A 16,256-nucleotide genomic window follows, 5' to 3' on the forward strand; every position below is an offset into this window, starting at 1 on the left:
GTTTAGCGTTCGATGAAGCCGGACTCGCCGCGTGGCTCGGCCCACTGCTCCACCACGGCCTCAACCACGCCAGGGCGACGGGTGGTGGACGGTTCTTCACGCAGCAATTCCAGCAAACGCTCGCACTTCTCACGTGGACCTTCGGCGACGACCTGAACACGGCCGTCCTGCAGGTTGGTGGCGTGGCCAGCCAAGCCTAATTCCAAGGCGCGGGAACGGGTCCACCAGCGGAATCCCACGCCCTGCACGGAGCCGAGAACGAACGCGGTCAGGCGCTGCTGTGTCATTTAAAACTCCCTCAAATTCGTGCGATCACCCAAATCGCGCTGGTGCTGCAGTTGGCGGCGATCCTCCAGACTGCGGCGGGTTACCGGATCCGAGCCATCCCAGCATTCCACGCCCTTCAGTTCCGGCAGCATATCACGGTGGAAGACTGGGTCCACGCCTTTCCGGCGCTGCTCGTTGTAGTTCTTGAGCAGCTTAATGGCCACGCCCGACAGCGGCACGATGGCGCACACATTGAGCAGCACCATAATGGCCGCGCCGGTATCGGCAAGATCGAAGATGGTACCCAGCGGCGCGACCGCGCCATAGAAGACGAAGGCCAGCACGATGACTCGGAAAGCCCACAGCACCCACTTCTTTTCCGAGAGGTACTCCACGTTGGACTCGGCAAGGTAGTAATTGCCCAGGATGGAGGAGAACGCCAGGAAGAAGAGGATAAAGGTGACAAAGTGAATTCCCCACTCGCCTACCGTTCCGGCAAGAGCGTTCTGAGTCAGCGTAACGCCTTCAATGGCATCAGAACCGAAAGTCTCAAAATCGGTGCCCAGCAAAATGATGAAAGCAGTAATGGAGCAGACCACGAGAGTGTCAAAATACACACCGAGTGTCTGGACGAGGCCTTGCTTGACGGGGTGGGACACCGTGGCCGTTGCCGCGGCATTAGGAGCAGATCCCTCACCGGCCTCATTGGAGAACAATCCGCGCTGGATCCCCTTGAGCATGGCCATGCCCAAGGTCGCGCCAGCAGCTTCACGGAAGCCAAAGGCAGAACCGATGATTGACACAATCATGTCCGGCACCTTGTCAAAGTTCAATGCCACAACGATGAAACCAACAACCAGGTAGGCGGCTGCCATGAAAGGAACAATAAATTGCGTCATGGTGGCAATACGCTGCACACCACCAACGATGATGAGGCCCGCCACGAGAACCACGGCGACACCAACGCCCGCCTTGAACGCTAGGGAATCCTGGCCGAAGGAAGCAGCCAGGGAATCAGAAATAGCGTTGGTCTGGAAGGCGTTGTAGAACCAGCCAAAGGTGATGGCGATAGCAACGGAAAACACTGTCGCCAGCGGCGTCCACCCCAGTCCGCGGGACATGTAGTAGGCAGGGCCGCCACGGTAAGCATCGCCTTCGCGCACCTTCCACAGCTGGGCCAGTGTGGACTCCACGAATGCTGTCGCACCGCCCAAGATGGCGATGAGCCACATCCAGAACACTGCGCCCGGGCCGCCCACCGAAATGGCCACGGCGACACCCGCAACGTTGCCGGTTCCGACGCGCGACGCTGCGGAAATCGTGAAGGCTTTAAACGCCGAAATTCCGCCATAATCGGCATCCTCATCCACGCCGATGCCCTTGGGCTTTTCAACGACCGCCTTGAACATGTCCGGCACCATACGCACCTGCACCACAGCGGTACGGATGCCGAAGAAGAGGCCGGCAGCGATGAGCAGCCACGGCAAGACATAGGACCAGAGGCTGTTATTAATGGCACCGATCACAGTGCTAAAAACTTCTTGCATGGGCCATAATCTTAACGGCACCACCTACCAGAGACCTACTTGTGCGCCCCTAGGCAGCACCCCTGCGCTGACACGCGGGGCAAAAATGCGTGCCACGTCCGCCCACCACGGCTTTCACTAGCTCAGTTCCGCAGCGATCACACGGCTGGCCACCGCGCCCATAAACATGCAAGGAACGGTCGAAGTAGCCAGATTCACCATTGACATTGACGTAGAGCGCATCGAAGCTGGTGCCGCCAACGTCGAGCGCAGCACGCATGACCTCGGTAGCTGCGTGGACAATAGCCACGGCGTCTTTCTGACGTAGCGTGTTCGCCTTCTTCAGCGGGGAGATACCTGCCGCCCACAGGGCCTCATCGGCATAAATATTGCCCACTCCGCTCACGACAGTTTGGTCCAAGAGAGCCACCTTGACGGCGGTTTTCTTTGCCCGGATGCGGCGCGCGGCCGCCATGATGTCGAAATCCGGCTCCAGCGGGTCAGGCGCAATATGTGCCATCGTCAGCCACGGGGCCAGACGCCAGTACCCAAAGGTGCGCTGGTCGACGAAGCTGATGGGGGTGGCGTCGTCAAGCACAGCCCGAATGCGCACGTGCGGGGAGTTCACCGTGCCGATGCGCACTTGGCCAGACATGCCGAGATGGATAAAGAGGACATCACGGGCCGGATCGCTCAGGTCTTCATCAGCGAATTCGAGCCACATGAATTTGCCACGGCGTGCGGCCGCGGCAACGGTCCGACCTTCCAGGAGTGCTGCAAGCTGCTCCTCCTGCCCGCGGTTCGCCCGCGGGTGAAGCACCTCAACCGAGGTAAACGTACGCCCAGCGATGTAGGGCTCAAGACCGCGGCGAACGGATTCGACTTCTGGAAGCTCCGGCATCTAGCTCTCTTTGGCTGCCGTGCCTTGGACTAGAAGCGGGGTTTCGCGCAGCGCCTGGCAGGCTTCTTCCGCCGCCTTCTGCTCCGCGAGCTTCTTATTGTGGCCCTTACCTCGCCCCACGGTCAGACCAGCAACAGTGGCCACGGCGCTAAAGGTCTGGTCATGTTCCGGACCAGTAGAGGTCGCCGAATAAACCGGCATTGCTGCCTTCAGCTCCGCGCAGAGCTCCTGCAGCGTTGTCTTCCAGTCCATATGACGACCAGACACAACTGCATTCTCAATTTTGGCGGCAAAAAGGTTCAGAATGACCTGGCGTGCTACCTCGAATCCATGCTGGCGATAAATCGCCCCCAGGATCGCTTCCGTGGTATCAGCGAGAATGGAGTCCTTATCGCGACCGCCGGTGGTCTGCTCGCCTTTACCCAACAGGATGTGCTTGCCCAGTTCAATCTCGCGGGCAACATCAGACAGACCGTAGCGCGAGACGATGGAGGCACGCATCTTGGAGATATCTGATTCCGGACGCGACGGGTAGCGCTCATAAAGCTTCGCGGCAATCGACAAACCCAACACGGCATCCCCCAAGAACTCGAGGCGCTCGTTGTTGGGTAGGTGCCCGTTCTCATTAGCAAAGGATCGGTGCGTCAGTGCCAAACACAGATGCTCATCACTGATGTCTACTCCCAATGCGGTGAGCAACGGGGTGTGGTCCACCTCGGCATAGGCAGCGGCGAGGGCTTCTTCTCCTGTGAGCTTCTTTTTCTTGCTCATAGGAACTTCTCCAAACCTGACCAGCGAGGATCTACACGTTCTTCTTCACCGGAGACACCCGTGGTAACGCCCTCCGGCGCATCAGCCTCGCAGCCGCCTTCGCAGGTCGGGGCAAATGGCAAAGTTAACCCGGCTTCATCAATAACACTCTGCAGCAGATCGAGGATGCCGTCCTTGACCTCTGGTACTTCATCACCAGAGCCTTGGTCCTGCTCATCAGCGTCATCTCCACTGATGAAGGTCTCATCCGCCGCAAAGACCTGGGACACGTGGAGATCTAGTTCTGGGTGGAGTTCCGCCAAACAGCGCGCGCATTCGCCGCTGAGGGTGCCAGTGACATCAGCATCTACCAAGACACCCGAGCCCAATGGGGTCAGGGTGGCGTCTACCGTTAGCTCATCGCCTTTCGGAATAGCGATCATTTCCACGCCGATACGCTCCGGGGCGGGGCCGGTCTGAACGCGGTGCTCGGGCAGCGCTTCAGGGCCTTGACTGCGCAGCAATTCCGTCACGTCGAACTTCAAAGGTGAATTCATAACGCCATCCAGCTTACCCTGTACCGCCTAATCCCCCACTCTGGAGCCAGCTGGCGATGTCTGCCAGCCATACCCGCAGACTGGCAACAGCCTGAACGCTGGGGTACAACCGCGTAAGGACTTGCGTGCAGCACTCGCTAAGTGGTGCTTTCGCCCCCTACCGTGGAATGACATGAGCAATGCCACTACTCATTCAACCGCCATCACGGACACGGCGCACAACCTCGCGGGGCTCTACCCGCTGCAGTGCCTCGCCCCAGCCGTGGTGTTGGCCGCCGTAGGTGTGGTTGTCCGGCACGTGGTGACGCGGCATCGACCGAGCATCTTCGGCCGCGACGGACTTGTGCTGCGCCATGTAGCACCCATCGCCGCCCTCGCCGGCATCATGGTGGGCTCCGTAGCTCTGCTGCCGCTGCACTTTAGCTCCACCGTGATTATTTCTTCGGCATTGTTTTCCCTGTTTGCCGCCTTCATTGTCTGGGCTGCACGGGAATCTATTTCCGCAGCATTCCTCACCGTCGGCATGATGATGCTCAGTGTTGGGGCCGTTGACCTCATGATCGCTCTGGCTGGCGCCCCGTGGGCTCCCGTCACCGATCCCCTGACGGGTGGGCTGGGCTTTGGCAGCATGTGGGTGCTCTATGCCCTACCTGGTTTTATTGCCGCTGGCCTCGCTGCGGCGTTAAGCACCATGCCTGCAGCCGAAGCCGACCGCATTCGCCGCGCCGAGGCTGCCCACGAAGCCTCCAAAGCCCTCGATGCCTCGCGCCGCTCCTACCCCGCCGCAGCCTAACGATGAGCTCCCAGCAACGGTGTCGACTGGGAGCTCTTCGCATATGGCGCTCTAGAAGATTTGCGCTTTAGTAATCGCGCGGTGCACGGGGCGCACGGCGGGGACGGGACTCGCGTTCCCAGCCTTCACTGCGAGCATCACCTCGCGCCTCACGGCCCTCCGGGCGGCCTTCGGCACGGGAGTCACCGCGCGACTCCCCACGGGAGCGAACACCCGCACCGCGGCGCAGAGCGGAGCGGTCATTGTTCACGGTGCGCAGCAGATCAGACAGCGTAGTTTCGAATTCGCCCAGCTTTGCATCCACAAACTCATCACACTCGGTGCGCAGGCGATTGGACTCAGAATGTGCTGTTTCGACGATGCGGTGAGCCTCATCATCAGCGCGGCGCACAACCTCAGACTCAGAAACGAGACGCTCCTGCTCTGCTTGGCCGGCGGCAACGGTGCGTTGGTATTCCTCATCTGCCTGGGCGCGGGTGCGCTCAGCATCGGCGCGGGCGTTATCCACTAGGTTGGTAGCTTCGTCTTCGGCTTGGGCCACCATGGTGGTGGCGCGATGTTGGGCGTCGGCAAGCATGGCGTCCGCATCCTCACGTGCACGAGTAACCGTGTCATCTGCCTGGGCGTTGGCATCAGAAATAATCTGGTCCGCGCGCTCCTCCGCGCCCTGCAGGATCTCATCCTGTTTATCCAAGACGTCCTGAGCGTCATCCATCTCAACGGGGAGGGCATTACGGAGATCATCGAGAAGCGCCAGCATTTCGTGGCGCGGGACCATGCAATTGGAGGTCATAGGAACGGCGTAGGCCTGTTCCAGATTGCGAACAAGTTCATCGAGGGACTCAAAAACGCGGTACATGGCACCAGCCTAACCAAGCCCGCGCACAGCGCGACGTATCCCACGCGGGTGTTGACAGCGAAAACCTCCCCGTCGCGCTCACATTCACGAGCATGAGGGGGAGGTTGCGATGTGGCAGTACGCCAAGCACAGAACCTTAGATAACGCCCTGCGCCAGCATGGCGTCCGCTACCTTTTTGAAGCCAGCAATGTTGGCGCCGGCCACGTAGTCACCGTCGAGACCATATTCCTTTGACGTCTTATCGATGTTGCGGAAGATGCTCGACATGATGTCGTGCAGGCGCTGATCGGTGTACTCAAAGGTCCAAGAGTCACGGGAGGCGTTTTGCTGCATTTCCAGTGCGGAGGTAGCAACACCACCCGCGTTGGCTGCCTTGCCCGGCGCGAAGGCAATCTTCTGGTCCAAGAAGTAGTGAACTGCCTCCGGGGTACACGGCATGTTGGCACCCTCCGCCACGTAGCGCACCTTGTTGTCGACCAACAGCTTGGCATCATCACCATCGAGTTCGTTCTGGGTTGCACACGGCAAAGCGACGTCCGCCTGGACCTCCCAGACGTTGCCGCCGTCGTGGTACTCCACCCCGTTACCAGCCTCCTTGGCATAGGTGGAGATACGCTCACGACGCACTTCCTTGATGTCCTTAAGCAGCTCCAAGTCCACGCCCTGCGGGGTGGTGATGTAGCCGGAGGAGTCCGACATAGCCACAACCGTGCCACCCAGCTGCTGAACCTTTTCGGCAGCGTAGATGGCCACATTGCCCGAACCAGACACGATAACCTTGGCGCCTTCGAAGGACTCACCGTGTGCCTTCATCATCTCTGCGGTGAGGTACACCAAGCCGTAGCCGGTGGCCTCGGTACGCACCAGCGATCCGCCCCAGGTCAGGCCCTTACCAGTGAGAATGCCGGACTCGTGCTTGTTCTCAAGGCGGCGGTACTGGCCGAAGAGGTAACCAATTTCGCGGCCGCCTACGCCGATGTCACCGGCCGGGACATCGCGGTATTCCCCGATGTGGTTGTGCAGCTCAGTCATGAAGGACTGACAGAAGCGCATGACCTCAGCATCAGACTTGCCCTTAGGGTCAAAGTCCGAGCCACCCTTGCCGCCGCCAATAGGAAGGCCAGTCAGGGAGTTCTTAAAGATCTGCTCGAAGCCGAGGAACTTAATGATGCCCAGGTTCACGCTCGGGTGGAAACGTAGGCCGCCCTTGTACGGGCCCAGTGCGGAATTGAACTGCACACGGAAGCCGCGGTTGACCTGGATTTCGCCCTTGTCATCGACCCACGGGACGCGGAAGATGAGCTGGCGTTCAGGCTCGCAGAGACGCTCGACCAGACCGTAGTCCGCGTAGTGTGGATCCTTGTTAAGGACGATCTTGAGGGAATCAAGGACCTCAGCAAGCGCCTGATGGAACTCAGGTTCGCCCGCGTTCCGCTTCAGAAGCTTGCTGTAGTAATCGGAGATCTGCTGGTCGATGGACATGGCAATCCTTTCATGTGGCACTAAACCGAATGATCAGTGCTTCAACTTAATGAACAGCAGCTAGTTTTCTATCATTCGACCTAAATTGCAAGCCGCATAATCCAAAAAGTCCTTCACTCGCAGCTCAAATACCCAAAATTTAATTGCCATACGGCTCCCCATATACTCGTTATCATGCGCATCCTTGTTGCCCCCGACTCATTCAAAGGCACCGCCACCGCTAGCGAAGCTGCTGCCGCGATAGCTCTCGGTGCTCGCCGCGCCTTGAGTAGTGCCGACCTTGCCGCCACGTCCACCGTGACGACGCTCCCCATGGCCGATGGCGGTGAAGGTACCGCCGAGGTTCTTGCCAGCGCGGCGGTCGCGCGTACCGGCACAGCAGGCCAGACCATTACGCTGCCCACCACAGATGCGGTGGGCCGCCTCACCGAGGCCAGCTACCATCTCGTGGGTGAGGAGGCGTTTATCGACGTCGCCGCGGCAACCGGCCTGCCTGCTGTGTCCGATGCCCTCGACCCGCTCCATGCAGATTCCTACGGCACCGGTGTTCTCATCGCTGATGCGGAGGCGCGCGGCGCGAAGCACATTGTCTTAGGTTTGGGGGGAAGCGCCAGCATCGACGGCGGCTTAGGGATCCTCGCAGCATTGGGCGCGGCAGCCCACGATGCGCGCGGCTATGCCCTCCCCAAAGGCGGTGCCCCACTTGTCAACCTCGCCACCATCGATACCGCGCAGCTCAACATGAAAGCTGCCCTGCTGGACTACACGTTGGTAACTGATACCCGCGCGGTCCCCATCCAAGCGGCCACAATGTATGGCCCACAAAAAGGCGCCGAAGGCGAACAGGTAGCACTACTAGCTGGCGCCATGCTGCAACTGTGCGCAGTCACTGACACCGACCCGCAGGCAGAATTCATGGGCGCGGCCGGCGGCATCCCGATTGCTTTGAGCTGGCTTTCGCGCACGTTGTGGGGCACAGATGAGCACTGCACGATCATCCCCGGCGGGCGCTACGTCGCTGAAGCGCTTGAGCTCCCCACACGTGCCGCAGAGGCCGATCTCCTCATCACCGGTGAAGGCCGCTTTGACGAGCAGTCCCTCACCGGAAAAGTGGTCGGCACGTTAGCTGAACTCACAACAGAAGCAGCAGGTTCCCCCACTCTCGGCATCGTTGCCGGCTCCGCCACTGCCCCTGCCCCGGCCGGGGCACTGCTCCAGGAACTAGAAGGAGACGGAAGCAGTGCTACCAGCAACGAGGTGGCCGCCGCAATCAGCAACGCCGCCGAGCAGCTCGTCACAGAATTTATTGAGGCATTCGTTCCACACGCTAGGGATTAACCTGCACCGACCACGGGAAGATAGCCGGGCGCTCGTATGCAACTTCATCCTCGAGCAGTACATGGTCCTTCGGCAGCACCGCGTGAGGAGTAAGCAGGCGCGAGAGCACCATGGTGAGCTGGTTGATAGATCCCGTCACGCCCTCAACCTCAATGTCGTAGCGGTGGACATTCGCACCTTCAAGGTCGCGGTCTTCGTGCTCATCTCGATACGTCTGGCGCAGTTGTTCCTCAAGGCCCTCCTGGATCGCCGGCTCCTCCACGCGAGTAACCTCGGCTGAGGTCAGCGAATTGGTATCAACCAGCTTTTGCGTGGCAGTACTGAAGATTTCGGCAACGCGCTCGGCTTGTGCATCCGGCACCAGAACATCAAATTGAATCATTGGCATGTAGGCAATCCTACCCTAACTTTAAGGATGGTAACTATGGCAGATCCCACACTTGCGAATCTTCTGAACAGTGACGCCGTCGACCTCTCCTGGCAGCGTGCTTTCTACGAGGATCTGCACTCCCACCCCGAACTTTCCCACGAGGAGGAACGCACTGCAGGACGCATCCTGGAACAGCTTGAAAAGTATGAATGTGAGGTTGTCACCGGCATCGGCGGCCATGGAATCGTTGCTATCTTCCGCAATGGGGACGGCCCCACAGCGCTCATGCGCGCGGACTTCGACGCGCTACCGGTAGCCGAGGAGACCGGCGTTGACTTCGCCGCCACCAACGGCAAGATGCATGCCTGTGGCCACGACGTACACACCACCGCGCTTTTGGGAGCCTGTGCGCTTATCGACGTCCACCGCGACGCCTGGCAAGGCACCTTCCTTGCTCTCTTCCAACCAGCGGAGGAATCCTCCATGGGCGCAAAATACATGATTGCCGATGGCCTCACCGAACGTGTGCCAAAGCCCGATGTCTGCTTGGGTCAACACGTCATGCCCGGGCCGGCAGGCCAGGTTCAATCCACATCTGGTCCCATCCTCGCCGGCTGTGATTCACTGCGCATCCACATCACGGGCCGCTCCGCTCACGCCTCCATGCCACACGAATCCATCGACCCTTCTTACGTTGCCGCAATGGTGGTCACGCGCCTCCAGGCCATTGTTGGCCGCGAGGTTCCTCCCCACGACTTCTTTGTCATCTCCGTCGGCGAGCTACATGCAGGAGAGAAGAACAACATCATCCCCGGCAGCGCCGAGTTGGTACTCAATACCCGCTATTACAAGCCGGAGTTAGCCGAACGCGTCTACGCCTCCCTGGAGTGCATGGTGCGTGCGGAGTGCGTAGCCTCTGGTTGCCCGGCCGAGCCAACCTTTGAGTATTACGCGCACGGCGAAGTCACCGATAACGACCCCGATGCCCACGACGCCGTGCGTGCCTCGTTCGACGACGTCTTTGGAGAGCTTTCTGTCACCGCCACACCATCCACAGTGTCAGAGGACTTTTGCTACCTTCCGCAGGCATGGGGCGTGCCCTACTACTTCTGGTTTATCGGCTCCACCCCAGATGAGCTCATCGATAACCCTCCGGTCAACCACCAGTCCACCTTCCTTCCGGACTACGCTCCCACCATGGACTCTGCTACGCGTGCCGCCACCGCTGCGGTCCTGTCTTTCCTCAAGCGCTAGAGCTGAACGCACTCACTCCACACAGCGAAGCTCTAGCCAGCTGGCTCACTGCGTGATAAGGCGGAACTGGTTAAGCTTGAGGTCGGTATTTTCCACACATTTTGAGTGCAACGTCTAAGGAATGTTATGAGCCAGCCCCAGCACGCCGATTTTCAGACCGCAGTTCCCGGGCACGTCCGCGCCGCCTCCGGCGTGACGCCGCCCACCGCCTCCAACCGCAAGTTCTGGTCCGGCCTGTCCTCCGCAGTCATGGAACAGATTGCCGATAACTGGGAAGCAACCCGCAGCGCTTATGCCGCTGCCCGTCAGCAGCACTACTTCTCCGCAGAGTTCTTGCAGGGCCGCGCACTGCTCAACAACCTCACCAATGTCGGTCTCGTGGATGAAGCCCGCGCCGCTGCCAAGGCTGCCGGCCACGAGTTATCTGATGTCCTCGAGGCCGAGCATGATGCCGCTCTGGGTAACGGTGGTTTGGGCCGCCTCGCTGCGTGCTTCCTCGACTCCGCTGTAACCCAGGATTACCCGGTCACCGGCTATGGCCTCCTGTACCGCTATGGCTTGTTCCGCCAGTCCTTCGAGGACGGCTTCCAGCGCGAGAAGCCGGATTCCTGGATGGAGAATGGCTACGACTTCATCATTCGCCGCGCCTCCGAGCAGCGCCGCATCCACTTCGATGACATGGACGTGCGCGCCATCCCGTATGACATGCCCATTACCGGCTACGGCACCGATAACGTCGGCACCCTGCGCTTGTGGAAGTCCGAACCCATCGATGAGTTCGACTATGATGCCTTCAACTCCCAGCGCTTTACTGAGGCCATCGTTGAACGCGAGCGCGTCATGGACATCTGCCGTGTGCTCTACCCCAATGACACCACCTACGAAGGCAAGGTCCTGCGTGTTCGCCAGCAGTACTTCTTCGTCTCTGCGTCCCTGCAGCAGATGATCGATAACTTCATTGAACACCACGGTGACGATCTCACTGGCTTTGCCAAGTACAACTGCATCCAGCTCAATGACACCCACCCGGTGCTCGCTATCCCGGAACTGCTGCGCCTGCTTCTCGACGAGCACGGGATGGGCTGGGATGAAGCGTGGAAGGTTGTCACTGAGACCTTCGCTTATACCAACCACACGGTCTTGGCAGAAGCCCTGGAAAGCTGGGAAGTCTCCATCTTCCAGAAGCTCTTCTGGCGCATCTGGGAGCTCGTGGAGGAAATTGACCGTCGTTTCCGTGAGGACATGGGCCAACGCGGGCTGGATCAGGGCCGCATCGACTACATGGCCCCCGTGTCCAATGGCCAGGTCCACATGGCATGGATTGCCTGCTACGCTGCCTATTCCATCAATGGCGTGGCGGCCTTGCACACCGAGATCATCAAGGCAGATACGCTGTCCGAGTGGCACGAGCTGTGGCCGGAGAAATTCAACAACAAGACTAACGGTGTGACACCGCGCCGCTGGCTCCGCATGTGCAACCCGCGCTTGTCGAGCCTGCTCACCGAGCAGGCAGGTTCCGATGCCTGGGTTACCGATCTGACGCAACTGGCCAAGCTCGCACCGTTGGCGGAGGATGAAAAGGTTCTACGTCAGCTCATCAACGTCAAGCGCGCCAATAAGCAGGACTTCGCCACCTGGATTGCGGATCACCAAGGTTCCACCGTGGACCCCGATTCCATTTTTGATGTCCAGATCAAGCGCCTTCACGAGTACAAGCGTCAGCTCATGAATGCTCTGTACATCCTTGACCTGTACTTCCGTATCAAGGTCGACGGTGAAACAGTTCCGAAGCGCACCTTCATCTTCGGCGCGAAGGCAGCTCCGGGCTATGTCCGCGCCAAGGCCATCATCAAACTCATCAACACTATCGGTGATCTGGTGAACAACGACCCAGCTACCAAGGACGTGCTCAACGTTGTCTTCGTAGAGAACTACAACGTCTCCCCCGCCGAGCACATTATCCCCGCCGCAGATGTCTCCGAGCAGATTTCCGTCGCTGGTAAGGAGGCATCGGGTACCTCCAACATGAAGTTCATGATGAACGGCGCCCTGACGCTGGGCACCATGGATGGCGCCAACGTAGAGATCGTTGAGGCAGTGGGCGAAGAAAATGCCTACATCTTCGGTGCTCGCAACGAAGAGATCCCGCAGCTGCGCGCCGAGTACAACCCCGGTGAGCTCTACAACTCTGTTCCGGGTCTGGCCCGCGTTCTGGATGCCTTTACCGATGGAACTTTGGGATCGGAGAATAATGGCACGTTCGGTGACCTGCGCTCCTCGCTTCTGGATGGTTATGGCGAGCACGCTCAGGACACCTACTACGTCCTGGGTGACTTCGCCGACTACCGCGAGACCCGCGACCGCATGGCCGCTGACTATGACGCCGATGAGATGGAGTGGGCCAAGAAGGCCTGGCTGAACATCTGCTACTCCGGTCGCTTCTCCTCCGACCGCACCATCGCGGACTACGCCAACGAGGTATGGAAGCTGGCCCCGACCCCCATCGCAAACATCTAATCCACCACCACGCGTTAAGCGTGAAAAATAAGTAACACCGCACGCTGCCTCTCCTCGAGGGACAGTGTGCGGTGCGTTTGGCGTTGTGCCTAAATGCGGGAGAGCGTAATTACTTCTCGCGCAGGGTTTCGCCGAGTTGGTGAACCTGAATCATGTTGGTGTTACCAGAGATTCCCGGAGGGGTACCAGCGATGACGACAATCATGTCGCCTTCCTTGTACTTGTCCATACCAAGCAGAGCCTCATCGATGCTAGCCATCATGTCATCAGTGGACTTGACCTCAGAGCTCAAGAAAGTCTCTGCACCCCAGGTCAGAGCCAACTGCGAGCGAACTGCCGGGTGCGGAGTAAACGCCAACAACGGCAATGGGGAGTGCAAACGAGCCACGCGCTTCGCAGTATCACCAGACGTGGTGAATGCGACGATGGCCTTGGCGTTGAGGCGCTCTGCGATATCACGCGCGGAGTAGGACACCACGCCACGCTTGGTGCGCGGCACGTGGCTCAGCGGCGGAACCTGGCCGCCTGACTCAGCGTTAGCCACAATCTTGGACATCGTGCGCACGACGTTTTGCGGGTCGATACCGACGGACGTCTCACCCGAGAGCATGACCGCATCAGCACCGTCAAGCACGGCATTGGCCACGTCGGAGGCCTCCGCACGAGTTGGGCGCAGGTTGGAAATCATGGAATCCAGCATCTGAGTAGCCACGATGACCGGCTTGGCGTTCTCACGCGCAATCTGGATAGCGCGCTTCTGGAACAGCGGAACCTGCTCGAGCGGAACCTCCACACCCAGGTCACCACGGGCAATCATGATGGCGTCGAAAGCCAGCACGATGGACTCGAGGGCGTCGACAGCCTCCGGCTTCTCCAGCTTGGCAATAACCGGAACGCGACGGCCTTCCTCGTCCATGATTTCGTGGACCTTGTCCACATCCGCTGGGGAACGGACGAAAGACAGGGCAATCATGTCAACGCCCAGATTCAGTGCGAAACGAAGGTCAGCGATGTCCTTCTCCGACAGAGCCGGCACGGAGATATCCATGCCCGGCAAGGAAACGCCCTTGTTGTTGGAGACTGGGCCGCCTTCGGTGACCTCACAAACAACGTCGTTGCCTTCTACTTCCTTGCACACGACGGCAACCTTGCCATCGTCGATCAGCAGACGGTCTCCCGGCTTAGCGTCCTTGGCCAGGCCCTTGTAGGTGGTGGAGACACGGTCGTGGGTACCTTCGACGTCATCGACGGTGATTCGGACGATTTCCCCTTCCTTCCACATCTCCTCACCGTTGACAAAGCGACCCAGACGGATCTTCGGACCCTGAAGGTCGGCGAGAACACCGACGGCGTGGCCGGTCTCATCGGTAGCTTCGCGGACCCAGGCGTAATTTGCTTCGTGGTCTGCGTGCTCGCCGTGGGACATGTTCAGACGCGCGACGTCCATGCCCGCTTCCACCAAGCCCAGGATTCCCTCCTTGCTTGCCACTGCGGGACCCAACGTACAAACGATTTTGGTTCTTCTATCCAACATGGAGTGCCTTATTCGCATCGGGGATGTCTAACGGTTCCTAAAGTACCCCCGTTTTCTAGTCTCTGCCACCATAAATGATGTTCACATCTCCGTCCGAGTCGTGCCGTTATACCTTTCAATGCCCTGCTTTCCGCCACAAAACGCAGCATGAAATGGGCGCGAGCGGGCACGATCGGACATTTCTGGCGGGCCCCATAAGGCTCCTAGAGCGACGCCATCACCGCCAAAAATGTACTGTGATTCCGGCTACTGCACCATCCCTCCGGCAGAGGAAGAATCCGAGTGAGGGTACGGGTGAACCTGTGAACCTGCGCGCCCACCATCGCCAGCGCTATGGTCTGCCCCACCTTTGGCGCGATGTGGATCCACCTCTTCGGGAGTCTCCTGGCCGCGCGGCAGACGGACAAAGACAATGAGCGCAATGATGAAGCAAACGACGGACACGATGACGTTGACACGGAATCCGAAGATATGCGTGGCTTCATCCGCGCGCATGTTCTCGACCACGAAACGGCCCGCGGTGTAGCCCGCCACGTACAGAGCAAAGACGCGCCCGTGTCCCAGCTTCCAGGCTTTGTGCGCCCACAGAAGGAAGAGGCAAATAACCACGTTCCACACGAGCTCGTAGAGGAAGGTCGGGTGCACCGACGTCATGACCTCACCTGTAGAGCGTCCACTAATCGGCGCGTAGTCGCCGTTCTCATTGACGCGGTAGTAAATATCGAGTGCCCAGGGCACTGTGGTTTCCCGGCCGTACAGCTCTTGGTTAAACCAGTTTCCAAGGCGCCCAATGGCCTGAGCCAGGATGAGGCCGGGTGCTACGGCGTCGGCAAACGGCCCCAGCGGAATGCCCTTGATTTTAAACATGACCCACACAGCCACCACACCAAGCGCCACCGCACCCCAAATGCCTAGGCCACCGTTGGTGATCTTCAGCGCGTCGATAGGGTCGCACGTGGAACAGAAGTATTTATCGTTATCCGTAATCACGTGGTACAGGCGCCCACCGATAATGCCAGCGGGAATGACCACGATGGCTGCGTCCCACACCACGTCAGGGTTTCCGCCGCGCGCAGTGTAGCGGCGCAACGTCATCCACATAGCAACGAGGATGCCCAAAATGATGCACATGGCGTAGGCACGAATTGGGATCGGACCCAGGTACCATACGCCCTGTGGCGGGGAAGGGATATTCGCGAGGTAGTAAATCTGCACGGGAGATAGTGTGCCTGAAAAATGCGGGTACTACAACGCTTCCGCTACGGACCTAAAACTTACGGGACGGGCAAGCCGGGTGTTGTCCGGCCGCCACCAGCGAACGGGCTAGCGCCATAGGGTCCTGAGCCGCCATGATTGACTCGCCCACAAGGATGGCATCCGCGCCGTGTGAGGCATAGGACAGCACGTTACGGGGGCTGTTGACTCCACCGACTGCGATGCGGGTCATGGATTCGGGAAGACCGGGCGAAATAGTAGAAAAGGCCTCCCGATTAATAGCATCGGAGGCCAAAGACCACGCATTGATCGCCACAACAGAGCCGCCCGCCTTGATGACTCGATCTACCTCGGCGCACGTGCGCACCTCAAGAATGGCAGTCATTCCCAATGATTCCACGCGATCCAGCAGTGACTCGAGGCGGGCTTGATCCAGCAGCTCTACTTGCAGCGGAATAGCGTCCGCACCATAGCAACGCGCCTCATGAATCTGATACGGATCAACGATGATGTCGCGGCACACCATTGGTATGTCCACAGCGTCGCGGGCAACCCGCATGTCCTCTAGCGAGCCATGAAAGCGACGGCGATCCGTCTGGCAGGCCATAACATGAACGCCAGCTTGCTCAAGGTCGTGAGCCAAAGCCGCCACTGACTGCGGACTATCTAAGTGTGCAATCTCGCCGGCATACGGCACGGCGCGCTTGATTTCGGTGATGATGGAACAACCCGGACGAAGCAGAGCCGTCGCAGCATCGCGCGGGGTATCCATGTCGCGGGAACGCGCTTTTACTTCTTTGAAGGGCACACGGGCCTCACGCGCGGCGACATCGGCAAGCACACCTGCGACAAGATGATCAACTGCAATTGGGGTAGGCATCAGCACCTCCCT

General features: G+C 59.4%; 15 protein-coding genes. 4 read left to right on the forward strand and 11 right to left on the reverse strand.

The annotated features are described in order from the left end of the window. Positions 1-2: 2 nt before the first annotated feature. The 5 genes from HMPREF2875_RS02175 to HMPREF2875_RS02195 are packed head-to-tail and all read right to left on the reverse strand — an operon-like array spanning position 3 to position 4,001. The gene (locus tag HMPREF2875_RS02175) at positions 3-287 is read right to left on the reverse strand and encodes an acylphosphatase (protein ID WP_039675989.1); all 285 of its coding nucleotides are present in this window, start codon (positions 285-287) and stop codon (positions 3-5) included. After that, complete coding sequence (locus tag HMPREF2875_RS02180) at positions 288-1,814, reverse strand: alanine/glycine:cation symporter family protein (protein WP_070669865.1); 1,527 nt, start codon at positions 1,812-1,814, stop codon at positions 288-290. A 49-nt stretch (positions 1,815-1,863) separates the two neighbouring features. Beyond that, the gene (gene mutM, locus HMPREF2875_RS02185; RefSeq protein ID WP_070669866.1) at positions 1,864-2,694 is read right to left on the reverse strand and encodes a bifunctional DNA-formamidopyrimidine glycosylase/DNA-(apurinic or apyrimidinic site) lyase; all 831 of its coding nucleotides are present in this window, start codon (positions 2,692-2,694) and stop codon (positions 1,864-1,866) included. Beyond that, the gene (gene rnc, locus HMPREF2875_RS02190; protein WP_070669867.1) at positions 2,695-3,465 is read right to left on the reverse strand and encodes a ribonuclease III; all 771 of its coding nucleotides are present in this window, start codon (positions 3,463-3,465) and stop codon (positions 2,695-2,697) included. Then, positions 3,462-4,001: a YceD family protein gene (locus HMPREF2875_RS02195; protein ID WP_070669868.1), complete on the reverse strand. Its 540-nt coding sequence runs from the start codon at positions 3,999-4,001 to the stop codon at positions 3,462-3,464. The genes rnc and HMPREF2875_RS02195 overlap by 4 nt, the downstream gene beginning before the upstream one ends. A gap of 172 nt (positions 4,002-4,173) precedes the next feature. Here HMPREF2875_RS02195 and HMPREF2875_RS02200 point away from each other — a divergent pair, with 172 nt between their 5' ends. Then, positions 4,174-4,794, forward strand: a complete 621-nt coding sequence (locus HMPREF2875_RS02200; RefSeq protein WP_070669869.1) for a hypothetical protein — start codon at positions 4,174-4,176, stop codon at positions 4,792-4,794. Between the two features lie 67 nt (positions 4,795-4,861). Here HMPREF2875_RS02200 and HMPREF2875_RS02205 read toward each other — a convergent pair whose 3' ends face one another. Then, positions 4,862-5,653 (reverse strand): DivIVA domain-containing protein, encoded by a 792-nt coding sequence (locus HMPREF2875_RS02205; RefSeq protein ID WP_070669870.1) that lies wholly within the window; start codon positions 5,651-5,653, stop codon positions 4,862-4,864. 136 nt (positions 5,654-5,789) lie between these two features. Then, complete coding sequence (gene gdhA, locus HMPREF2875_RS02210) at positions 5,790-7,136, reverse strand: NADP-specific glutamate dehydrogenase (protein ID WP_070669871.1); 1,347 nt, start codon at positions 7,134-7,136, stop codon at positions 5,790-5,792. A gap of 174 nt (positions 7,137-7,310) precedes the next feature. Here gdhA and HMPREF2875_RS02215 point away from each other — a divergent pair, with 174 nt between their 5' ends. Further along, positions 7,311-8,474 (forward strand): glycerate kinase, encoded by a 1,164-nt coding sequence (locus HMPREF2875_RS02215; RefSeq protein ID WP_070669872.1) that lies wholly within the window; start codon positions 7,311-7,313, stop codon positions 8,472-8,474. Here the strand turns inward: HMPREF2875_RS02215 and HMPREF2875_RS02220 are convergent. Continuing rightward, positions 8,464-8,862, reverse strand: a complete 399-nt coding sequence (locus tag HMPREF2875_RS02220) for a hypothetical protein (RefSeq protein ID WP_070669873.1) — start codon at positions 8,860-8,862, stop codon at positions 8,464-8,466. The genes HMPREF2875_RS02215 and HMPREF2875_RS02220 overlap by 11 nt on opposite strands. 36 nt (positions 8,863-8,898) lie before the next feature. On the opposite strand from HMPREF2875_RS02220, the gene HMPREF2875_RS02225 reads away from it, so the two are divergent. Together HMPREF2875_RS02225 and HMPREF2875_RS02230 are read left to right on the forward strand one after the other, a co-directional pair. Next, positions 8,899-10,098, forward strand: coding sequence for an amidohydrolase (locus HMPREF2875_RS02225; RefSeq protein ID WP_070669874.1), 1,200 nt, complete (start codon positions 8,899-8,901; stop codon positions 10,096-10,098). Between the two features lie 126 nt (positions 10,099-10,224). Continuing rightward, positions 10,225-12,615, forward strand: coding sequence for a glycogen/starch/alpha-glucan phosphorylase (locus HMPREF2875_RS02230; protein ID WP_070669875.1), 2,391 nt, complete (start codon positions 10,225-10,227; stop codon positions 12,613-12,615). A gap of 109 nt (positions 12,616-12,724) precedes the next feature. Here the strand turns inward: HMPREF2875_RS02230 and pyk are convergent, their stop codons facing one another. From pyk to HMPREF2875_RS02245, 3 genes are all read right to left on the reverse strand, one after another. Then, entirely contained in the window at positions 12,725-14,146 is a 1,422-nt protein-coding gene (pyk, locus tag HMPREF2875_RS02235) for a pyruvate kinase (protein ID WP_070669954.1), read from the reverse strand. A 249-nt stretch (positions 14,147-14,395) separates the two neighbouring features. After that, the gene (gene lgt, locus HMPREF2875_RS02240; protein ID WP_246817013.1) at positions 14,396-15,364 is read right to left on the reverse strand and encodes a prolipoprotein diacylglyceryl transferase; all 969 of its coding nucleotides are present in this window, start codon (positions 15,362-15,364) and stop codon (positions 14,396-14,398) included. Between the two features lie 52 nt (positions 15,365-15,416). Next, positions 15,417-16,244 carry an indole-3-glycerol phosphate synthase TrpC gene (locus HMPREF2875_RS02245; RefSeq protein WP_070669876.1) on the reverse strand — a complete coding sequence of 276 codons (828 nt, stop codon included), beginning with the start codon at positions 16,242-16,244 and terminating at the stop codon, positions 15,417-15,419. Positions 16,245-16,256 lie beyond the last annotated feature (12 nt).

Source organism: Corynebacterium sp. HMSC078H07 (genome assembly GCF_001812805.1).
Lineage (GTDB): Bacteria > Actinomycetota > Actinomycetes > Mycobacteriales > Mycobacteriaceae > Corynebacterium.

Coding starts and splice junctions, on each gene's coding strand:
- HMPREF2875_RS02175 (WP_039675989.1), bottom strand. CDS start 287: ATGACACAGCAGCGCCTGACCGCGTTCGTTCTCGGCTCCGTGCAGGGC.
- HMPREF2875_RS02180 (WP_070669865.1), bottom strand. CDS start 1,814: ATGCAAGAAGTTTTTAGCACTGTGATCGGTGCCATTAATAACAGCCTC.
- mutM (WP_070669866.1), bottom strand. CDS start 2,694: ATGCCGGAGCTTCCAGAAGTCGAATCCGTTCGCCGCGGTCTTGAGCCC.
- rnc (WP_070669867.1), bottom strand. CDS start 3,465: ATGAGCAAGAAAAAGAAGCTCACAGGAGAAGAAGCCCTCGCCGCTGCC.
- HMPREF2875_RS02195 (WP_070669868.1), bottom strand. CDS start 4,001: ATGAATTCACCTTTGAAGTTCGACGTGACGGAATTGCTGCGCAGTCAA.
- HMPREF2875_RS02200 (WP_070669869.1), top strand. CDS start 4,174: ATGAGCAATGCCACTACTCATTCAACCGCCATCACGGACACGGCGCAC.
- HMPREF2875_RS02205 (WP_070669870.1), bottom strand. CDS start 5,653: ATGTACCGCGTTTTTGAGTCCCTCGATGAACTTGTTCGCAATCTGGAA.
- gdhA (WP_070669871.1), bottom strand. CDS start 7,136: ATGTCCATCGACCAGCAGATCTCCGATTACTACAGCAAGCTTCTGAAG.
- HMPREF2875_RS02215 (WP_070669872.1), top strand. CDS start 7,311: ATGCGCATCCTTGTTGCCCCCGACTCATTCAAAGGCACCGCCACCGCT.
- HMPREF2875_RS02220 (WP_070669873.1), bottom strand. CDS start 8,862: ATGCCAATGATTCAATTTGATGTTCTGGTGCCGGATGCACAAGCCGAG.
- HMPREF2875_RS02225 (WP_070669874.1), top strand. CDS start 8,899: ATGGCAGATCCCACACTTGCGAATCTTCTGAACAGTGACGCCGTCGAC.
- HMPREF2875_RS02230 (WP_070669875.1), top strand. CDS start 10,225: ATGAGCCAGCCCCAGCACGCCGATTTTCAGACCGCAGTTCCCGGGCAC.
- HMPREF2875_RS02245 (WP_070669876.1), bottom strand. CDS start 16,244: ATGCCTACCCCAATTGCAGTTGATCATCTTGTCGCAGGTGTGCTTGCC.